Consider the following 15,909-nt stretch of genomic DNA (forward strand, 5'->3'; position numbering starts at 1 on the left):
CCGAAGCGGAAGTCGCGCAACAGCGCCGAGCGACTGAGCTGAGCTTGTTGCTGAGCTGCTGAGCCCCTGTGGGGCTACGAGGCAACCGACTCCCGTGCCGCCGTGTGGACATCCATGCGGCGGCACGCGAGTACTGCCGTCCGGGTGTCCTGCTGGGCGGCGGCGACCACCAGCACCCGGCCCGCCAGGTCGAAGGCCTGGGCGTGCAGGGTGGCGAGGTCGTCCGGGTACGCGGTGGCGGCGCGCTGAGGCAGGCCCGCGCCGATCTCCGCTATCCGCGCCGTGAGTGCGGCGACGGCGCTCTCCAGCGCCGAGTCGCCGGTCCGGCGGTGCAGTTCGCTGGTGACGTCGAGCAGCGCCGACAGATGACCGGCCAGCTGTCCGGCCCGTCCGCTCTGCGGGCGCACGGGAGCGTTCGACATCTGGCTCACGCGGACGCGGCGCGGCGCAGGATGAGTCCTCGGCTGCTCGTACATGGAGAACAGCCTAACTTGGACTCTGTCTAAAACAAGCGCCTGTCTCGCGTGTCGGTCGGCGCCCTGCTCGGGCTACGGCTGGACTGCGGCTGGACCACGGCCGCACTACGGCTGGCTGTAGTCGCTCAGGAAGACGCCGATCCGCTCGATGGCCTCGGTCAGATCCTCCGCGTGCGGCAGGGTGACCAGGCGGAAGTGGTCCGGGTCGGGCCAGTTGAAGCCGGTGCCCTGGACCACGTAGATGTGCTGCTGCTTGAGCAGGTCCAGCACCATCTGGGCGTCGTCCTTGATCTTGAAGACCTTCGGGTCGAGCCGCGGGAAGGCGTAGAGCGCGCCCTTCGGCTTCACGCAGGAGACGCCCGGGATGTCGTTGAGCATCTTCCAGGCGATGTCCCGCTGTTCGCGCAGTCGTCCGCCCGGAAGGATCAGGTCCTTGATCGACTGACGTCCGCCGAGCGCCGCCGCGATCGCGTGCTGCGAGGGCATGTTGGCGCACAGACGCATCGTGGCCAGCGTGGTCAGGCCCTCGATGTAGCTGCGGGCGTCCTCCTTGGGGCCGGAGATGGTCATCCAGCCGGAGCGGAAGCCGGCCACCCGGTAGGCCTTGGACATGCCGTTGAAGGTCAGGCAGAGCAGGTCCGGGGCGAGCGACGCGGTGGAGGTGTGGACGGCGTCGTCGTAGAGGATCTTGTCGTAGATCTCGTCCGAGTAGATGATCAGGCCGTGCCGGCGGGCGATCTCGACCATGCCCTCCAGCAACTCCACCGGGTAGACCGCGCCGGTCGGGTTGTTCGGGTTGATGATCACGATGCCGCGGGTGCGGTCGGTGATCTTCGCCTCGATGTCGGCCAGGTCCGGGAACCACTCGGCCTGCTCGTCGCAGCGGTAGTGCACCGCGGTGCCGCCGGACAGGCTGATCGAGGCCGTCCACAGCGGGTAGTCGGGGGCAGGGACGAGCACCTCGTCGCCGTTGTCGAGCAGCGCCTGCATCGCCATCTGGATCAGCTCGGAGACGCCGTTGCCGATGTAGACGTCGTCCACGCTCAGGCCGGGCAGCCCGCGCTCCTCGTAGTGCATGACCACCGCGCGGCGGGCGGAGAGCAGGCCCTTGGAGTCGCCGTAGCCGTGGGCGCCGGCGAGGTTGCGCACGATGTCCTGGAGGATCTCCGGCGGTGCGTCGAAACCGAAGGGTGCCGGGTTGCCGGTGTTCAGCTTCAGGATCCGGTGGCCCTCATCCTCGAGGCGCATCGCCTCGTCGAGGATCGGGCCGCGGATGTCGTAACAGACGTTGGCGAGCTTGGAGGACTGAAGCACCGGCTGCATACTCATGCACCTTAGTGCCTGGCGATCAGGGACGCCGGGTGATTTCCGCCATCCTGACCCCCGCCCGCCTGCCGCCCACACCGCCCAGGCGCACCACCCCGCGCGCGATCCGGCGCAGCGTCGCGCCGCGCGAGACCGCCGCGACGGTCACGCCGACGGTCCAGCCCAGCGCGACACCCCAGAGTGCTCCGGCGACCGCCCCGGTGACCGGGTACCCGGTCCAGCCGATCGGGCCGTCGCCCGTCATCCGCGCCTCGATCAGCCCCCGGAAGAGGCCCGCCACCGCGCCGCCGAGCACCACCGCTCCCCAGCCGGTGATCAGCCGGTGCAGTCGGGACGCGTACGGGTGCAGCAGCACGTGCCGCCGCAGCACCAGCGCGACCGCGCCGACCAGCAGCAGAGCCGCGAAGTCCTCGCACCACAGGTAGGCCCAGGTGGTGTCGCCGCGCGGGTCCGGGCGCAGGCCGGGCAGGAAGAGCGGCAGTCCGAGCGCGGCGGGCCGAAGCAGTCGCCCGCCGTACGCGTCGGTCAGGGCCAGCCAGACGGTGTCCGTGCCCAGCGCGAGCACCAGCAGCAGGGCGGTGGCGACGCCTGCGGTCAGCACCAGGCGAGGGCGGTCCAGTTGTGGATGCGGGGAGCGCGTGGTGTGCGGCAACGCGGACATGGCCGGACTGTAGCGCGGGTGTTCATGCGTGCGGGCGACAAGGCGATGTTGATACCCGATCAGTACCCCTCTCCCTGTGGGCGCCCAGGAACGCGATCTAGGATCACTGCAGTTGCCTGGTCCGGGGGGGAGGCGTCATGCGGAGGCGGAGACGTGGTCGGCTGCTCCGACTGCTGGTGACGCTGGTCGTGATCGCGTGCGCGGCCGGGTTGCTGGTGCACGTCGGTACGCCCGCCGCGCAGGGAGTGTCCATAGCGCCGCCATTTCTGACGGATAGTCAGGGGCGTGCGCTGATCCTCGACGGCCTGGACGCCGACGGCGGCAGCGCGGTGAGCTCCGGGCAGGCCGCGGCGGCCGAGTACAACGCGCTCGGCGACGACTACGCCCGCATCATGCTGAGTTGGAGCAGGGTCGAGCCCCGGCCCGGCCGGTACGACGACGCCTACCTGGCCGGGATCGTCCAGCGCATCGGCTGGTACGCGGCCCAGGGCGACCACGTCGTGCTGGCCATGGAGCAGGACGCCTACGGCCCGCCGCCGGGTACGCCCGTCGCGCCCGCGACCGTCGACGCCGCGTCCACGCAGGCGGCCGACGAGTTCTGGGGCACCCGCGGCGACCGGCCCGACCTGCAGCAGCGCTACGCCGCCGCCTGGGTGCACATCGCCGACTACCTCGACCAGCGCGGGATGAAGGGCGTCGACCCGATCCTCGGCTTCGACCTGATCGACCGTCCCTGGGGCGGCTCCGTCCAGGGCGCGGCGTTCGAGTCCGGACCGCTGGCGCACTTCTACCAGCGCGTCATCGACGACATCCGTGCGGTCGACTCCGAGCGCTGGCTCTTCGTCGAGCCCGAGGCGGTCGCCACGGACTGGGGCCTGCCGAGCGCGCTGCCCGCGCTCACCGACCCCCGGTCGGGGGGCGCGCGGATCGGCTACGCGCCGCAGTTCTACCCGGCTCCGCTGGACCCGTCCGGCTCGTACAGCGGCACCAGCGCCTTCATGACGGACCGGGCGGCGGCGTCCTGGCAGATCCAGGTGGCCAGGACCGCGGCCCGGCTGGACGCGCCGGTGCTGGTCGGCGGCTGGACGGTGAACAGCAACGCCGTCGGCGCGCACCTCTACGTCGACCACACGCAGGCGCTGTTCGACCAGATGATGGTCGGCTCCGCGTACTGGAGCGCCGCGCCCGGCCCGTGGTCGCCCTGGGCCGCGCCCGGCAGGCAGGCGGACCTGGCGGGTGTGCTGCAGACCGCCTATCCCCGTGCGGTGGCCGGGGTGCCGGTGGAGTTCGACTACGACAAGGGCACGCTGGTCTTCACCCTCCAGTTCCGCGACGCGGCCGGGGTGACCGGCTCCACCGACGTCTACCTGCCGCCGTCGGACTTCCCGAACGGGCCGCAGATCGAGTTCGACGCCGCGTGCAGCTACACCTGGGACCCGGTGCGGCACATCCTGTCGCTCACCGAGAAGAAGCCCGTCCCCGGCACCCTGCACACGCTCCAACTGACCCCGTCGACGCCGACGCAGAACGTGGGTTGAGGTCTACCGCATGACGGACCGCCGCACCGAGCGGCCCGGCAGGGCAGCGGTCCGCCGCCCGTCGTCCAGCACCGCGACGCCGTCGACGAAGACGTACGGGATGCCGCGCGGCAGCCGCCGGGGCTGGTCGTAGGTGGCCTCGTCCGCGACCTCCGTCGGGTCGAAGAGGACCAGGTCGGCCCGCCACCCCTCGCGGACCTGCCCGCGGTCGTGCAGGCCCAGCCGCCGCGCCGGGGTCGCGGCCAGGTGCCGGACGCACTCCGCCAGCCCGAGCACGCCCAACTCGCCTACGTAGTGGCCGAGATAGCGTGGGAACGTGCCGTGGGCGCGTGGATGCGGCCGGTCGCCGACCAGCAGGCCGTCGCTGCCGCCGCAGTGCACCGGATGCCGCATGATCGCGCGCACGTTCGCCTCGTCGCCGACATGCTGGAGGATCGTCGTACCGAGGCCGTCCTCGACCAGCAGGCGCGTGAACGCCGCGAACGGCTCGACGCCGTCCCGCGCCGCAAGTTGACTGACCGTCAGGGAGACGCAGGAGCGCAGCGAGGCCGTGCGGACGCCGCTGACCTGCACGGTGTCCCAGTCGGCGACGACGCCGTGGCAGCCGTCCGAACCGTGCACCTCCAGGTCGGCGCGGATCCGGGTCAGTGCCGCCGGATCGCCGAGCCGGCGCAGGGTCTGCTCCGGTCCGCCCGCGGTCGCCCAACCGGGCAACAGCGCGGCCAGGGTGGTGGACCCCGGGAGGTAGGGGTAGCTGTCGAGAGTCAGGTCCACGCCGTTCGCGAGCGCCGCGTCGACCAGCGTCAGCAGCTCGCCCGCGCGGCCCCGGTTGACCTCGAAGTTCATGGTGGCGTGGGCCAGGTGCAGCGCGCAGCCGGAGGCGCCGGCCACCGCGACCATCTCCGCGTAGGCGTCGAGCGCGCCCGCGCCGTAGGAGCGGTGGTGCGGGCAGTAGTAGCCGCCGTACGCGGCCACCACCTCGCAGAGCGTGGTGAGTTCGGCGGTGTCGGCGTACATCCCCGGGGTGTAGGTCAGCCCGGACGACATGCCGACCGCGCCCTCGGTCAGCCCCTGCGCGAGCAGCCCGCGCATCCGCTGCAGCTCGGCGGCCGTCGCGGGGCGGTCCTCCCAGCCCAGGACGAGGGCGCGGAGCGTGCCCTGCGGGACGAGGTAGGCGGCGTTGACGGCGATGCCCTGGTCGAGCCGGTCCAGGTACTCGCCGACGGTGCGCCAGTTCCAGTCCAGATCGGCGGGGTCCGGATCGCCGTTCCAGCCGGCCAGCTGGCGGCGCAGCCCGGCCAGCGTCGTGTCGTCCACGGGTGCGTAGGAGAGGCCGTCCTGGCCCAGCACCTCCAGCGTCACGCCCTGGGCGACCTTGGCCTCGTGCCCGGGATCGGTGAGCAGTGCCAGATCGGAGTGCGCGTGCATGTCGACGAAGCCGGGCGCGAGCGCGAGTCCGTCCGCGTCGATCACCCGACCGTTGCCCGGTGCCGCGCCCGGCCGGGGACCGGGCGCGCCCTCGCGGTGCAGCCGGGCGATCTGGCCGCCCTCGGGGCCGTCGTCGAGGACGGCGTCGGCGCGGTAGGGCGCGCCGCCGCTGCCGTCGACGACGAGCGCGCCGCGCAGGACCGTTCGCATGGGGTGGGTGGCCGGGCTCAGAAGAAGGTGCGGATGTAGTCGACGACCGTCTGTCCGTCGGCGGAGACCTCGGGGATCAACTGCCACTTCTCGAAGGCCGTGCAGGGGTGGGACAACCCGAGAGCGAGCCAGTCGCCGACCTCCAGCGGGGCCGCGTCCGGGGCGAGTTCGACGAAGGCGTGCTGGTCGGACAGCTTGGTCACGGTCAGGCCGTCGGCCTTGCGCAGCAGCCCTGTCGGCGTGCGGATCTGCAGTGGGACCGGGAGGCCGAGGTCGTACGGCACGTCCCGCTTGCCCGCGTTCACCAGTGCGAGCCCCGGCTCGGGGCGGGAGACGACCTGCGCCCAGAGCTTCAGGGCGGGGAGGAAGTGCTCCGACTCGTCGGTGAGCGGGGTGATCCGGGCGTAGTGGAGGTGGTCGTGCGTGACGTACGCGCCGGAGCGCAACAGGCGCAGCACCGGACGGGAGAGTGTCAGCGCTTCCTCGGTCAGCGCGGCGGCGACCAGGTCGAAGTGCTCGCTGCCGCCCGCACTGACGACGATCTCGTCGGCGTCGGCGAAGTGCCCTGCCGCGTCGAAGCGGTGGGCCGTCGCCACCAGGTTCGCCATCCAGGCGGCCACGACCGTCCGGGCCGCGTCCACGTCGGGCAGCGTGCCCTCGTAGCCCGCGACGCCGAACAGCCGCAGCCGGCGCGAGGCGCGGACCGCCTGCGCCACCTCGTCCGCCTCCGCCGCCGTCCGCACGCCGGTGCGCGAGCCGGTCGCGCCCAGCTCGACCACCACGTCCATGCGGTGGCTGAGCGCCGCGTCCATCAGCTCGACGCCGCGCACCGAGTCGACGTAGCAGACGAACCGGAACTCCGGGTCCGCCGCCAGCTCGTCGCTCAGCCAGCGCAGCGCGGGCGCGTCGACCAGCTCGTTGCCGAGGAAGATCCGCTGGACGCCGAAGTGCCGGTACATCCGGACGTGCGAGGGCGTGGCCGCGGTGATGCCCCAGGCGCCGAGCTCCAGCTGACGCTGCATCAGCTGCGGGGCCAGCGGCGTCTTGCCGTGCGGAGCGTGGGCCAGGCCGTGGCGTGCTGCCCAGGAGGCCATCAGCTCCAGGTTGTGGGCCAGCGCCGTCGACTCAAGCGTGAGCAGGGGAGTGACGAAACCGTCCTCGAAGAGGTTCAGCTTGGCGTCCCGCATCCGGTCGACGGTCGTCGTCGACGTGCCCAGCGGCATGCCCTTGAAGCGCCAGTCGACAGCGGTCTCGCCCAGCGTGTCGAGCGCGGCCTGGTCCATGCCCATGAAGCGACTCCCTCGGATGCCGATGTGGTTGCACCGTGTGCAACATCCGTTGCATATCCTGCCTGACAGCAGTCCGTCGGAGTACCCCCAGAGCGCCGAGGAGCAAGCCGCATGAGCAGCAAGCGAGTGATCCGGACCGAGCACGCCCCGACCCCGGTCGCCAGTTTCTCGCAGGGCGTGGCCAAGGGCGGTCTGTTGCAGGTCGCCGGGCAGGTCGGCGCCGATCCCGCCACCGGCGCCCCCGTCGGCCCCGGCCTCACCGAGCAGGTCGAGCAGACGCTGCGCAACATCGGAGCCGTGCTCAGCGAGGGCGGCGCGAGCTGGGGCGACCTGGTGATGATGCGCGTCTACCTCACCGACACCGCGCACTTCGCCGAGCTCAACGCCGTGTACGACGCGTGGTTCGCCAAGGAGCTGCCGGACGGCGACGTCCCGGCCCGCACCACGGTCTACGTGGGCCTCCCGGCCGGTCTGCTGGTCGAGATCGACGCCCTGGCCGTGACCGACTGAGCGCGCGACTGCCCGCCGCGCTTCGTGAAGCACGGCGGGCAGGCTACGGCGGGCAGTCCTCCGTCCTGTGCCGCGTTACGGCATCGCGTGGACGAACGCGCCCTCGTTGGTGGCGAACTGGTTGCCGTTGCTGGCGTCCCAGGCGGTCGACCAGGTCATCACGCCGCCGATGGTCGGCCACGTGGTGCTGGGCTTGAAGGTGCCGCAGCCGGTGCCCTTGGCCAGGCAGTTCAGGGCGTTCTCGACCACGCTCGGCGCGACGTAACCGCTGCCCGCCGCGCTGCTCGACGCGGGGACGCCGATGCCGACCTGGTTCGGGCTCAGGCCCGCCTGGATCGCGGTGCAGGCGAGCGAGGTGATGAAGTCGACGCTGCCCTCGGAGTAGACGCCGCCGTCACAGCCGTTCATGGAACCCGAGTTGTAGTACTGGGTGTTCATGATCGTCAGGATGTCCTTCACCTGCAGCGCGGTGGCCAGGTAGTCGGACGAGGAGTTCAGCACGTCGATCGTCTGCGGGGCCATGGTCAGGATGAAGCCCGACCCCACCTTTGCTGCCAGCTGGTGCAGTGCCGAGGACATGTAGGTCGGGTTGAGCCCGTTCTCCAGGTCGATGTCCACGCCGTTGAAGCCGTACTGCTGGATGATCGAGTACGCGCTGTCCGCGAAGGCGGTGGCCTGCGCGGCGCTGGTGATAGAGATGGTGCCGTTCTGGCCGCCCACCGAGAGGATCACCTTGTCGCCGGCCGCCTGCTTGGCGGCGATGTCCGCCTTGAACTGCGCGTCGGTGTAGCCGCCGAGCTTGCTCTGCAGCGTCGGGTCGAGCGCGAAGGTGATGCCGCCGTCCCCGGCCGAGTCCGCGTTGGCGAAGGCCACCGCGATCAGGTTGTACTCCGGGTTGACGTCGGCGATCGTCTGGTCGGTCGCGCCGTTGTCGAAGTCCTGCCAGTAGCCGGTCACCCAGTGCTTCGGGTTGCCCCCGCCACCGCTGCCGGTCGCCGTGGACGTGGGGGTCGGCGTCGTGGCCGTGGCCGTCGGCGTCGGAGAGGAACTCGGGCTCGACGATGGGGACGCGCTGGCGCTCGGCGACGGGCTGCCGCTCTGCGTCGGGCTCGGGCTGGGACCGGCCGCGCCGCTCAGCACCACGTCGTCCGCGTAGTACGTCGACTCCCCGTACCAGCCGTGCAGGTAGATGGTGACGCTGCTGGTGGACGCCCCGGTGGTGAAGCTGGTGCTCAGCTGGTTCCAGGAGTTGGTGTTCGACCAGGTGCTGACGTCCGTGGTGCCGTCGCCCTGGGTGCCGAGGTAGGCGTACGGCCCGTTGACCCACGCGCTCAGCGTGTAGGACGAGTTGGGCTGGACGCTGATGGTCTGCGTGCACTGGGCGTCGTCGGAGGCGGTGGGGGTCGCCGCCAGCGCGTGGGAGCCGGAGTGGACGGTGGTCGTGGTGACCGCGGCGGTGCCGGGGTCACAGGTCCAGTTGGCCAGGGTCCCGGTCTCGAAACCGGGATTGACCACGAGGTTGATGGTGGCGGCGGAGGCGCCGCCGCTCAGCGCGACCAGGCCGGTGAGGCCGAGTCCCAGCGCGGCCACGGAGGCCAGCGCGGCGTTCACAGTACGGGGGGATGGCATGGCGGTCTGTCCTCAACTGTGGGGGAAGCGGGGGAAGACAGGAAGTGAAACCCGCCACACAAGTTGGACTAGACCAGTTCTCCTGTCAAGAGGTCAGAAACGCGCTTAAGGCGTGGTTAAGGTCGCGGTGCGTAAGGAAATTGGCTGTTCAGTGCGGGTGACTGGGCCGCCGACCCGCATACATATGGTCCAGACCACAACTGGAGCGTTCGCTTCAGTCGGGGCCTGGACCAGTGGCGTGCAGAAATGCCCTCGCGACTCAGTCCTCGCTGGACTTCGCCCAGAGGTTGAGGTCCGCGTCGGTCGCGTAGCGATCGATTTCGGCCAATTCCTCGTCGCTCAGCGGAGCGCCCTGCACCGCGGCGACGTTCGACTCCAGCTGGGCCACCGAGGAGGCTCCGATCAGCGCCGAGGTCATCCGCGGGTCGCGCAGCAGCCAGCTCAGCGCCAGCTGGGCCAGCGACTGGCCGCGTCCGGCCCCGATCTCGTTGAGGCCGCGCAGCTTGGCGAGCGTCCGCTCGTCGATGGACGCCGGATCCAGCGACTTGCCCTGCGCCGCACGCGAGTCGGCGGGGACGCCGTGCAGATAACGGTCCGTCAGGATGCCCTGGGACAGCGGCGCGAAGCCGATGCAGCCCGCGCCCTCGGCCTCCAGCGTGTCCAGCAGGGAGTCGTCCTCGATCCAGCGGTTCAGCATCGAGTAGGACGGCTGATGGATCAGCAGCGGGACGCCCAGGTCGCGCAGGATCGCGGCGGCCTCGCGGGTCTTCTCGGCGCTGTAGGAGGAGATGCCGACATAGAGCGCCTTGCCCTGCCGGACGGCGGACGCCAGCGCGCCCATCGTCTCCTCCAGTGGCGTCTCCGGGTCGAACCGGTGCGAGTAGAAGATGTCGACGTAGTCGAGGCCCATCCGCGTCAGCGACTGGTCCAGGCTGGCGGTCAGGTACTTGCGCGAGCCCCACTCGCCGTACGGGCCGGGCCACATGTCGTAGCCCGCCTTGGTCGAGATCACCAGCTCGTCGCGGAACGGTCGGAAGTCGGCCGCCAGGTGGCGGCCGAAGTTGGCCTCGGCCGAGCCGTACGGCGGGCCGTAGTTGTTGGCCAGGTCGAAGTGGGTCACGCCCAGGTCGAACGCCCGGCGCAGGATGGCACGCTGGGAGGCGAGCGTCCGGTCGTCGCCGAAGTTGTGCCACAGGCCGAGCGAGATCTCGGGCAGCTTGAGGCCGCTGCGGCCGGTCCGGCGGTACTTCATCGAACCGTCGTAGCGGTTCTCGGCAGGCCGGTAGGGAGCGGGGATCATGGGGGCCTCTCCGTGGGTTTTGTCTCCTCACGGAACATTAACCGGTGGGGAGTAGGGTGGCCCCGCACCGGCGAGCACACGGAGGGGCCGACATGGATCTCGGAGGATGGGTCCGGCGTTCCCCGCTGCTCCGGAACGTCGTCTACGGCCTCTACGGATACCGCGTCGAGGCGCATCTGGACCGCAGGCGCGGGCCGCGCCACGTCGGGGTCATGCTCGACGGCAACCGCCGCTGGGCCCGCGCGGCGGGCATGTCGACGGCGGACGGGCACCAGACCGGCGCGGACAAGATCCCGGAGTTCCTCGGTTGGTGCGAGGAGACCGGCGTCGAGGTGGTCACCCTGTGGCTGCTGTCCACGGACAACCTGACCCGGCCGGCCGAGGAGCTGGTGCCGCTGCTCGGCATCATCGAGGAGGCCGTCCGCGGTCTCGCCGCCTCCGGCCGCTGGCGGGTCCACCCGGTCGGCGCGCTGGATCTCCTGCCGGAGTCGACGGCGTCGGTGCTGAAGGCGGCGGACCAGGACACCGCGGACCACAAGGGCCTGCTGGTCAACGTGGCCGTCGGCTACGGCGGTCGGCACGAGATCGCCGAGGCGGTGCGGAAGCTGCTCCAGGAGCAGGCAGCGGCGGGGACGCCGCTGGAGCAGGTCGCCGAGATGATCGACGTCGAGCAGATCGCCCGCCACCTCTACACCAGCGGCCAGCCGGACCCGGACCTGGTCATCCGCACGTCGGGTGAGCAGCGGCTCTCCGGCTTCCTGCTGTGGCAGTCGGCGCACTCGGAGTTCTACTTCTGCGAGGCGTACTGGCCGGCCTTCCGCAAAGTCGACTTCCTCCGCGCCCTCCGCGACTACGCCGCCCGCAACCGCCGCTACGGCGGCTGATTCCCGCTCAGGGCACGTTGGGGACGTCGCACCACGTCGGAGACCCGCGCGACGCGCCCCCGAAGCATGACGGCATGGTGAAGATCCGTCGACAACCGCATGCGTCCTGCATGGAATGAGACGCCTGGGGAATAACCGGAGTCAGACCGTGACCTCGGCCATCGGGGCCGAGGGCGACGGTGAACCGCGGGTGGCAGCGGGCCACTCGCCCGGGAGGCCCTGTGGTCAGTTCGAAGAGCCGCCGGAGTACGCACGACCGGCGCACGTACGTCCTCGACACCAGTGTCCTGCTGGCTGACCCGAGCGCCATGACCAGGTTCGAGGAGCACGAGGTCGTGCTTCCCGTGGTCGTGGTGACCGAGTTGGAAGCCAAGAGGCACCACCCTGAGCTCGGCTACTTCGCCCGGCAGGCGCTGCGTCTGCTGGACGACTACCGGGTCCGCTACGGCCGGTTGGACGCCCCGATCCCGGTGGGCGAACTCGGCGGCACGATCAGGGTCGAGCTGAACCACACCGACCCCGCCGTCCTCCCCGCCGGATACCGGCTGGGAGACGCCGACACCCGGATCCTCGCCGTGGCGAGGAACCTCCAGGCCGAGGGGTTCGACGTCACCGTCGTCTCCAAGGACCTGCCGCTGCGCGTCAAGGCCTCCTCCGTCGGCCTGTTGGCCGAGGAGTACCGCGCGGAGCTGGCCATCACCTCCGGTTGGACCGGAATGTCCGATCTGGCCGTCAGTGCTGAGGAGGTTGACGGCCTGTTCACGGGCGATCCGATCGACATCCCGGCGGCGCGGGAGCTTCCCGTGCACACCGGGTTGGTGATCACCTCCGAGCGCGGGCGCGCGCTGGGACGGGTGACCGCCGACGGTCGGGTCCGGCTGGTGCGCGGTGACCGCGAGGCCTTCGGGCTGCGCGGGCGCAGCGCGGAGCAGCGGGTGGCGCTGGACCTGCTGCTGGACCAGGAGGTGGGGATCGTCTCGCTGGGCGGTCGGGCCGGCACCGGCAAGTCCGCGCTGGCGCTCTGCGCGGGTCTGGAGGCCGTGCTGGAGCGGCGTCAGCACCGCAAGGTGATGGTCTTCCGGCCTCTCTACGCGGTCGGCGGGCAGGAGCTGGGCTACCTCCCGGGCTCCGAGTCGGAGAAGATGAGCCCCTGGGCTCAGGCCGTCTTCGACACCCTCTCCGCGGTGACCACCCCGGACGTGATCGAGGAGGTGCTCTCCCGCGGGATGCTGGAGGTACTGCCGCTCACTCACATCCGCGGGCGCTCGCTGCACGACGCCTACGTCATCGTCGACGAGGCGCAGTCGCTGGAACGCAACGTCCTGCTGACCGTTCTGTCCCGAATCGGGCAGGGTTCGCGGGTCGTGCTCACCCACGACGTCGCGCAGCGCGACAACCTGAGGGTTGGTCGGTACGACGGGGTTGTGGCCGTCGTGGAGAAGCTGAAGGGGCATCCGCTCTTCGCCCACGTGACGCTCAACCGTTCGGAGCGTTCGCCGATCGCCGCACTGGTGACCGAGATGCTGGAGGACATTCAGCCCTAACCACCTGAAGCGCCCGAAGCAGCTGAGGCGGCCTCAAAACCGCCGAACCGCATGTCAGTCGCCCATAACCCCTGTGCCCTCCCGGTTCCGCGCCGGGAGGGCACAGCAGCGTAACGATTCGTCATCTGTCAGGCGAGTGACTGGCGTGAATTGGTGGCTCAATGAGCCATGTGAGCTTCGCCACGCAGAGGGGAATTGCGCTTGCGCGCCGCCGTGCGGCAGTGTGTGGGATCTGTCAGGCCCTGCGTGCGGCACGACTTGCAAGCGGAACATGCACCATCCGCTCGCAATCCACACACAACAACTGAACATCGTGAGGCCGCACGCCGCCCGATTTTGAAACGTGCTCCGGGAAACCGGGGCGCGAGCGGGCCCGCGTCTTCCGTGACCAGTGCACCGGGGAGGCCAGCGTCAAGGGCGGGGTTCGTCCGTTCGGTCACCACGCGGGCGACGCTGGAAGGAAACCATGTGAACCGGATTTCGGTTCGGGGGATGGCCGTGGCCTCCGCCACTGCCGTGACTGCCGTCGGCGCCGTTGTCGGCGTCGCCTCGGGTGAGGCGAAGCCTGCCCAGGTGTCCGACGTCGCAGGCTCGACCCTCCTCTCCGCAATCCCGTCGGGCAACTCGGCTCAGGTCGTCAGTGACAACCTGTACCGCCAGAGTGACGCCCAGCAGGCAGCGGCCACTGTCACCGCACAGAAGGTCGCCGCCCAGGAAGCCCGCCTGCAGGCCGCCAAGACTGCCCACGCCAAGGCGGAAGCGGAGGCCGCAGCGGCTGCTCGTGCCGCCGCCGCGGCAGCGCAGGAGGCCGCCAGCCGCGAGGCTGCGGCGCAGCGTGCCCAACTGGTCTCCTACAGCCCCGGCTCCGTCCAGGCGCTGGCCGCGTCGATCATCGGGAGCACCACCCAGTTCGAGTGCTTCAGCCAGATCGTCACCCGTGAGAGCGGCTGGAACTACCAGGCGACCAACGCGTCATCCGGCGCGTACGGCCTGGTCCAGGCGCTGCCCGGCGACAAGATGGCCTCTGCCGGCGCCGACTGGCAGACGAACCCGGCCACGCAGATACGGTGGGGCCTGAACTACATGAACTCCCGCTACGGCAGCCCCTGCGGCGCGTGGTCCTTCTGGCAGGCCCACAGCTGGTACTGATCCGGTCCAGCCGGCGTTGCCGGTTCCGGCCTGGCGCTGAACGTGTGGAAGCCCCCGATCCCTGTCCGATCGGGGGCTTCCTACTTCTCCCACGGAGAGGCCGCGTGTGCGGGACGGCCTCGTGAACCACCGTCCCCGCGCCCCAGCAGGGCTAAACCTCTTTCTCCTGATTTGTCCGAAAGATTTTGATCTGATCCCCGACATCTCCCTGATGTCTCCCCGATCCACGGGTGCCGTTGCCCCGGTGACCCGCTGCACCCGGTAGCGTTCGAGGCCGTACCGACAGGTGCGACACAGGCATGTGCGACACCGGTACGTGCGACAGGGAGAAGGGGCGGACGGAATGACGGGCGAGGGCGGCGGATGGTCGGCGTTGATCGGGCGTCTCGCCCGTAGGCGCGCCGAGGCCGAGGCGTCCCCGCAGCCGGACCCGGTCGTCCACGTCCCGATCGAGCCGCACCCGATCGAGGTGCGCGCGGCCGAGCCGCATCCGATCCCGGTGCCGGCCGCCTCGGTCGAGGGCACTGCGGACGGATCCGGCGGGCTGCCCGCGGGCGCGGTGAACGGCGCCAACGGCGGCGTGAACGGCGGCGTGAACGGCGGCGTGACCGGTGGCGTCAACGGCGGCGCGGTGAACGGCGGCGTCAACGGCGGCGTGAACGGCGGCGTGACCGGTGGCGTCAACGGCGGCGCGGTGAACGGCGGCGTCAACGGCGGCGTGAACGGCGGCGCGGTGAACGGCCAGCCGCCGTATCCGGCGCGCCCCGCGCACCCCTCCGAGGCCGTCCCGTGGACGCTGCGGGTGGCCGCCGAGGGCATCGCGCGCCTGCTGATCGTCGGCGCGGGCCTGTACTTCCTGTTCCGGATCATCGGCACGCTGCGGATCGTCGCCTTCGCCTTCGTCGCGGCGCTGCTGATCAGCGCGCTGCTGCAGCCGACCGTCTCGTGGTTCCGCCGCCACGGCGTCCCCCGCGGCCTGGCCACCGCGATGACCTTCCTCGGCGGGCTGATCGGCATCGCGCTGGTCGCCTGGTTCGTGGTCTGGCAGGTCAGCACCAACCTCAACCAGGTCACCGACCACGTCCAGACCGGCATCCTGCAGATCAAGCACTGGCTCGAGACCGGGCCGATGCACCTCACCGACAAGCAGATCAACGAGTTCGCCAACCAGCTGACCAAGGTCGTGGGCACCAACAGCGACCAGATCACCTCGTTCGGCTTCTCCACGGTCGGCATCGTGGTGGAGATCGTGACCGGCGTCTTCCTGGCCGCCTTCTGCACGTTCTTCCTGCTCTACGACGGCGAGCGGATCTGGGGCTGGACGCTCCGGTTGCTGCCGCTGCGCTCCCGCATGGCGATGTCGGGCGCGGGCCCGCGCGCGTGGGCGACGCTGACCGCGTACGTGCGCGGCACGGTGATGGTCGCGTTCATCGACGCGGTGTCGATCGGTATCGGGATCTACCTGCTGGGCGTCCCGCTGGCGATGCCGATCGCGGTGATCATCTTCCTCGGCGCGTTCGTCCCGCTGGTGGGCGCGCTGGTGACGGGGACCATCGCGGTCCTGATCGGCCTGGTGACGCACGGGATCGTGACTGCGGGGCTGGTCCTGGCCATCCTGCTGGGTGTCCAGCAGATCGAGGGCCACCTGCTCCAGCCCCTCATCCTCGGCCGCGCGGTCCGGATCCACCCGCTCGCGGTGATCCTCGCAGTGACCTGCGGCTCGATCGTCGGCGGCATCGGCGGGGCGATTGTCGCGGTCCCGCTGGTGGCTGTCACCAACACCACGGTCGGCTACCTCCGCCAGCGCTACCACGTCGACGAGGACATCCGCGCGGCGCTGAGCGCTGCGGCGAGCGAGTAGTTGTTCGCAGAGGGATCGTTGCAAACGTCAGGGGCGCGGGGAACTGCGCGACAAGCCACCCCTGTGTGGTGACTCATCGAACGAACAGGGCCATCCGCATTGGG

13 protein-coding genes are annotated in these 15,909 nt (G+C 70.6%); 6 read left to right on the forward strand and 7 right to left on the reverse strand.

The features are described from left to right. Positions 1 to 74: 74 nt before the first annotated feature. From ABH940_RS04705 to ABH940_RS04715, 3 genes are all read right to left on the reverse strand, one after another. The gene (locus tag ABH940_RS04705; RefSeq protein ID WP_370061326.1) at positions 75 to 422 is read right to left on the reverse strand and encodes a hypothetical protein; all 348 of its coding nucleotides are present in this window, start codon (positions 420 to 422) and stop codon (positions 75 to 77) included. Positions 423 to 581: 159 nt separating this feature from the next. After that, positions 582 to 1,799: a pyridoxal phosphate-dependent aminotransferase gene (locus tag ABH940_RS04710; protein WP_370061871.1), complete on the reverse strand. Its 1,218-nt coding sequence runs from the start codon at positions 1,797 to 1,799 to the stop codon at positions 582 to 584. Positions 1,800 to 1,824: 25 nt separating this feature from the next. Beyond that, the gene (locus tag ABH940_RS04715) at positions 1,825 to 2,463 is read right to left on the reverse strand and encodes a hypothetical protein (protein WP_370104394.1); all 639 of its coding nucleotides are present in this window, start codon (positions 2,461 to 2,463) and stop codon (positions 1,825 to 1,827) included. Between the two features lie 137 nt (positions 2,464 to 2,600). Between ABH940_RS04715 and ABH940_RS04720 the strand changes: the two genes are divergently transcribed. Further along, positions 2,601 to 4,001: a cellulase family glycosylhydrolase gene (locus ABH940_RS04720; RefSeq protein WP_370104396.1), complete on the forward strand. Its 1,401-nt coding sequence runs from the start codon at positions 2,601 to 2,603 to the stop codon at positions 3,999 to 4,001. A 3-nt stretch (positions 4,002 to 4,004) separates the two neighbouring features. Here ABH940_RS04720 and ABH940_RS04725 read toward each other — a convergent pair whose 3' ends face one another. Together ABH940_RS04725 and ABH940_RS04730 are read right to left on the reverse strand one after the other, a co-directional pair. Then, positions 4,005 to 5,639: an amidohydrolase family protein gene (locus ABH940_RS04725; RefSeq protein WP_370061320.1), complete on the reverse strand. Its 1,635-nt coding sequence runs from the start codon at positions 5,637 to 5,639 to the stop codon at positions 4,005 to 4,007. Between the two features lie 17 nt (positions 5,640 to 5,656). Next, positions 5,657 to 6,928 carry an alanine racemase gene (locus tag ABH940_RS04730; RefSeq protein ID WP_370104398.1) on the reverse strand — a complete coding sequence of 424 codons (1,272 nt, stop codon included), beginning with the start codon at positions 6,926 to 6,928 and terminating at the stop codon, positions 5,657 to 5,659. Positions 6,929 to 7,039: 111 nt separating this feature from the next. Here ABH940_RS04730 and ABH940_RS04735 point away from each other — a divergent pair, with 111 nt between their 5' ends. Further along, on the forward strand, positions 7,040 to 7,438 hold the full coding sequence (locus ABH940_RS04735) for a RidA family protein (protein ID WP_370061318.1): 399 nt from the start codon (positions 7,040 to 7,042) through the stop codon (positions 7,436 to 7,438). Positions 7,439 to 7,513: 75 nt separating this feature from the next. Here ABH940_RS04735 and ABH940_RS04740 read toward each other — a convergent pair whose 3' ends face one another. Beyond that, entirely contained in the window at positions 7,514 to 9,067 is a 1,554-nt protein-coding gene (locus ABH940_RS04740; RefSeq protein ID WP_370104400.1) for a chitinase, read from the reverse strand. Between the two features lie 259 nt (positions 9,068 to 9,326). Beyond that, the gene (mgrA, locus tag ABH940_RS04745; RefSeq protein WP_370104403.1) at positions 9,327 to 10,367 is read right to left on the reverse strand and encodes an L-glyceraldehyde 3-phosphate reductase; all 1,041 of its coding nucleotides are present in this window, start codon (positions 10,365 to 10,367) and stop codon (positions 9,327 to 9,329) included. A 92-nt stretch (positions 10,368 to 10,459) separates the two neighbouring features. Here mgrA and ABH940_RS04750 point away from each other — a divergent pair, with 92 nt between their 5' ends. From ABH940_RS04750 to ABH940_RS04765, 4 genes are all read left to right on the forward strand, one after another. Beyond that, the gene (locus ABH940_RS04750; protein WP_370061312.1) at positions 10,460 to 11,251 is read left to right on the forward strand and encodes an isoprenyl transferase; all 792 of its coding nucleotides are present in this window, start codon (positions 10,460 to 10,462) and stop codon (positions 11,249 to 11,251) included. 221 nt (positions 11,252 to 11,472) lie between these two features. Beyond that, a complete protein-coding gene (locus ABH940_RS04755; protein WP_370061310.1) occupies positions 11,473 to 12,795 on the forward strand; it encodes a PhoH family protein in 1,323 nt (440 codons plus the stop codon). 492 nt (positions 12,796 to 13,287) lie between these two features. Continuing rightward, positions 13,288 to 13,944 (forward strand): lytic transglycosylase domain-containing protein, encoded by a 657-nt coding sequence (locus ABH940_RS04760; protein ID WP_370061308.1) that lies wholly within the window; start codon positions 13,288 to 13,290, stop codon positions 13,942 to 13,944. Positions 13,945 to 14,287: 343 nt separating this feature from the next. Next, complete coding sequence (locus ABH940_RS04765; protein WP_370104405.1) at positions 14,288 to 15,805, forward strand: AI-2E family transporter; 1,518 nt, start codon at positions 14,288 to 14,290, stop codon at positions 15,803 to 15,805. The last annotated feature ends 104 nt before the right edge of the window (positions 15,806 to 15,909 follow it).

The sequence above is a fragment of the Streptacidiphilus sp. BW17 genome, from assembly GCF_041262485.1.
Taxonomy (GTDB): domain Bacteria; phylum Actinomycetota; class Actinomycetes; order Streptomycetales; family Streptomycetaceae; genus Streptacidiphilus.

Bases quoted from the DNA above. Each gene is read 5' to 3' on its own strand.
- ABH940_RS04730 (WP_370104398.1), bottom strand. From the start codon at position 6,928: ATGGGCATGGACCAGGCCGCGCTCGACACGCTGGGCGAGACCGCTGTC.
- ABH940_RS04750 (WP_370061312.1), top strand. From the start codon at position 10,460: ATGGATCTCGGAGGATGGGTCCGGCGTTCCCCGCTGCTCCGGAACGTC.
- ABH940_RS04735 (WP_370061318.1), top strand. From the start codon at position 7,040: ATGAGCAGCAAGCGAGTGATCCGGACCGAGCACGCCCCGACCCCGGTC.
- ABH940_RS04740 (WP_370104400.1), bottom strand. From the start codon at position 9,067: ATGCCATCCCCCCGTACTGTGAACGCCGCGCTGGCCTCCGTGGCCGCG.
- ABH940_RS04710 (WP_370061871.1), bottom strand. From the start codon at position 1,799: ATGCAGCCGGTGCTTCAGTCCTCCAAGCTCGCCAACGTCTGTTACGAC.
- ABH940_RS04720 (WP_370104396.1), top strand. From the start codon at position 2,601: ATGCGGAGGCGGAGACGTGGTCGGCTGCTCCGACTGCTGGTGACGCTG.
- ABH940_RS04760 (WP_370061308.1), top strand. From the start codon at position 13,288: ATGGCCGTGGCCTCCGCCACTGCCGTGACTGCCGTCGGCGCCGTTGTC.
- mgrA (WP_370104403.1), bottom strand. From the start codon at position 10,367: ATGATCCCCGCTCCCTACCGGCCTGCCGAGAACCGCTACGACGGTTCG.
- ABH940_RS04765 (WP_370104405.1), top strand. From the start codon at position 14,288: ATGACGGGCGAGGGCGGCGGATGGTCGGCGTTGATCGGGCGTCTCGCC.
- ABH940_RS04715 (WP_370104394.1), bottom strand. From the start codon at position 2,463: ATGTCCGCGTTGCCGCACACCACGCGCTCCCCGCATCCACAACTGGAC.
- ABH940_RS04725 (WP_370061320.1), bottom strand. From the start codon at position 5,639: ATGCGAACGGTCCTGCGCGGCGCGCTCGTCGTCGACGGCAGCGGCGGC.
- ABH940_RS04705 (WP_370061326.1), bottom strand. From the start codon at position 422: ATGTCGAACGCTCCCGTGCGCCCGCAGAGCGGACGGGCCGGACAGCTG.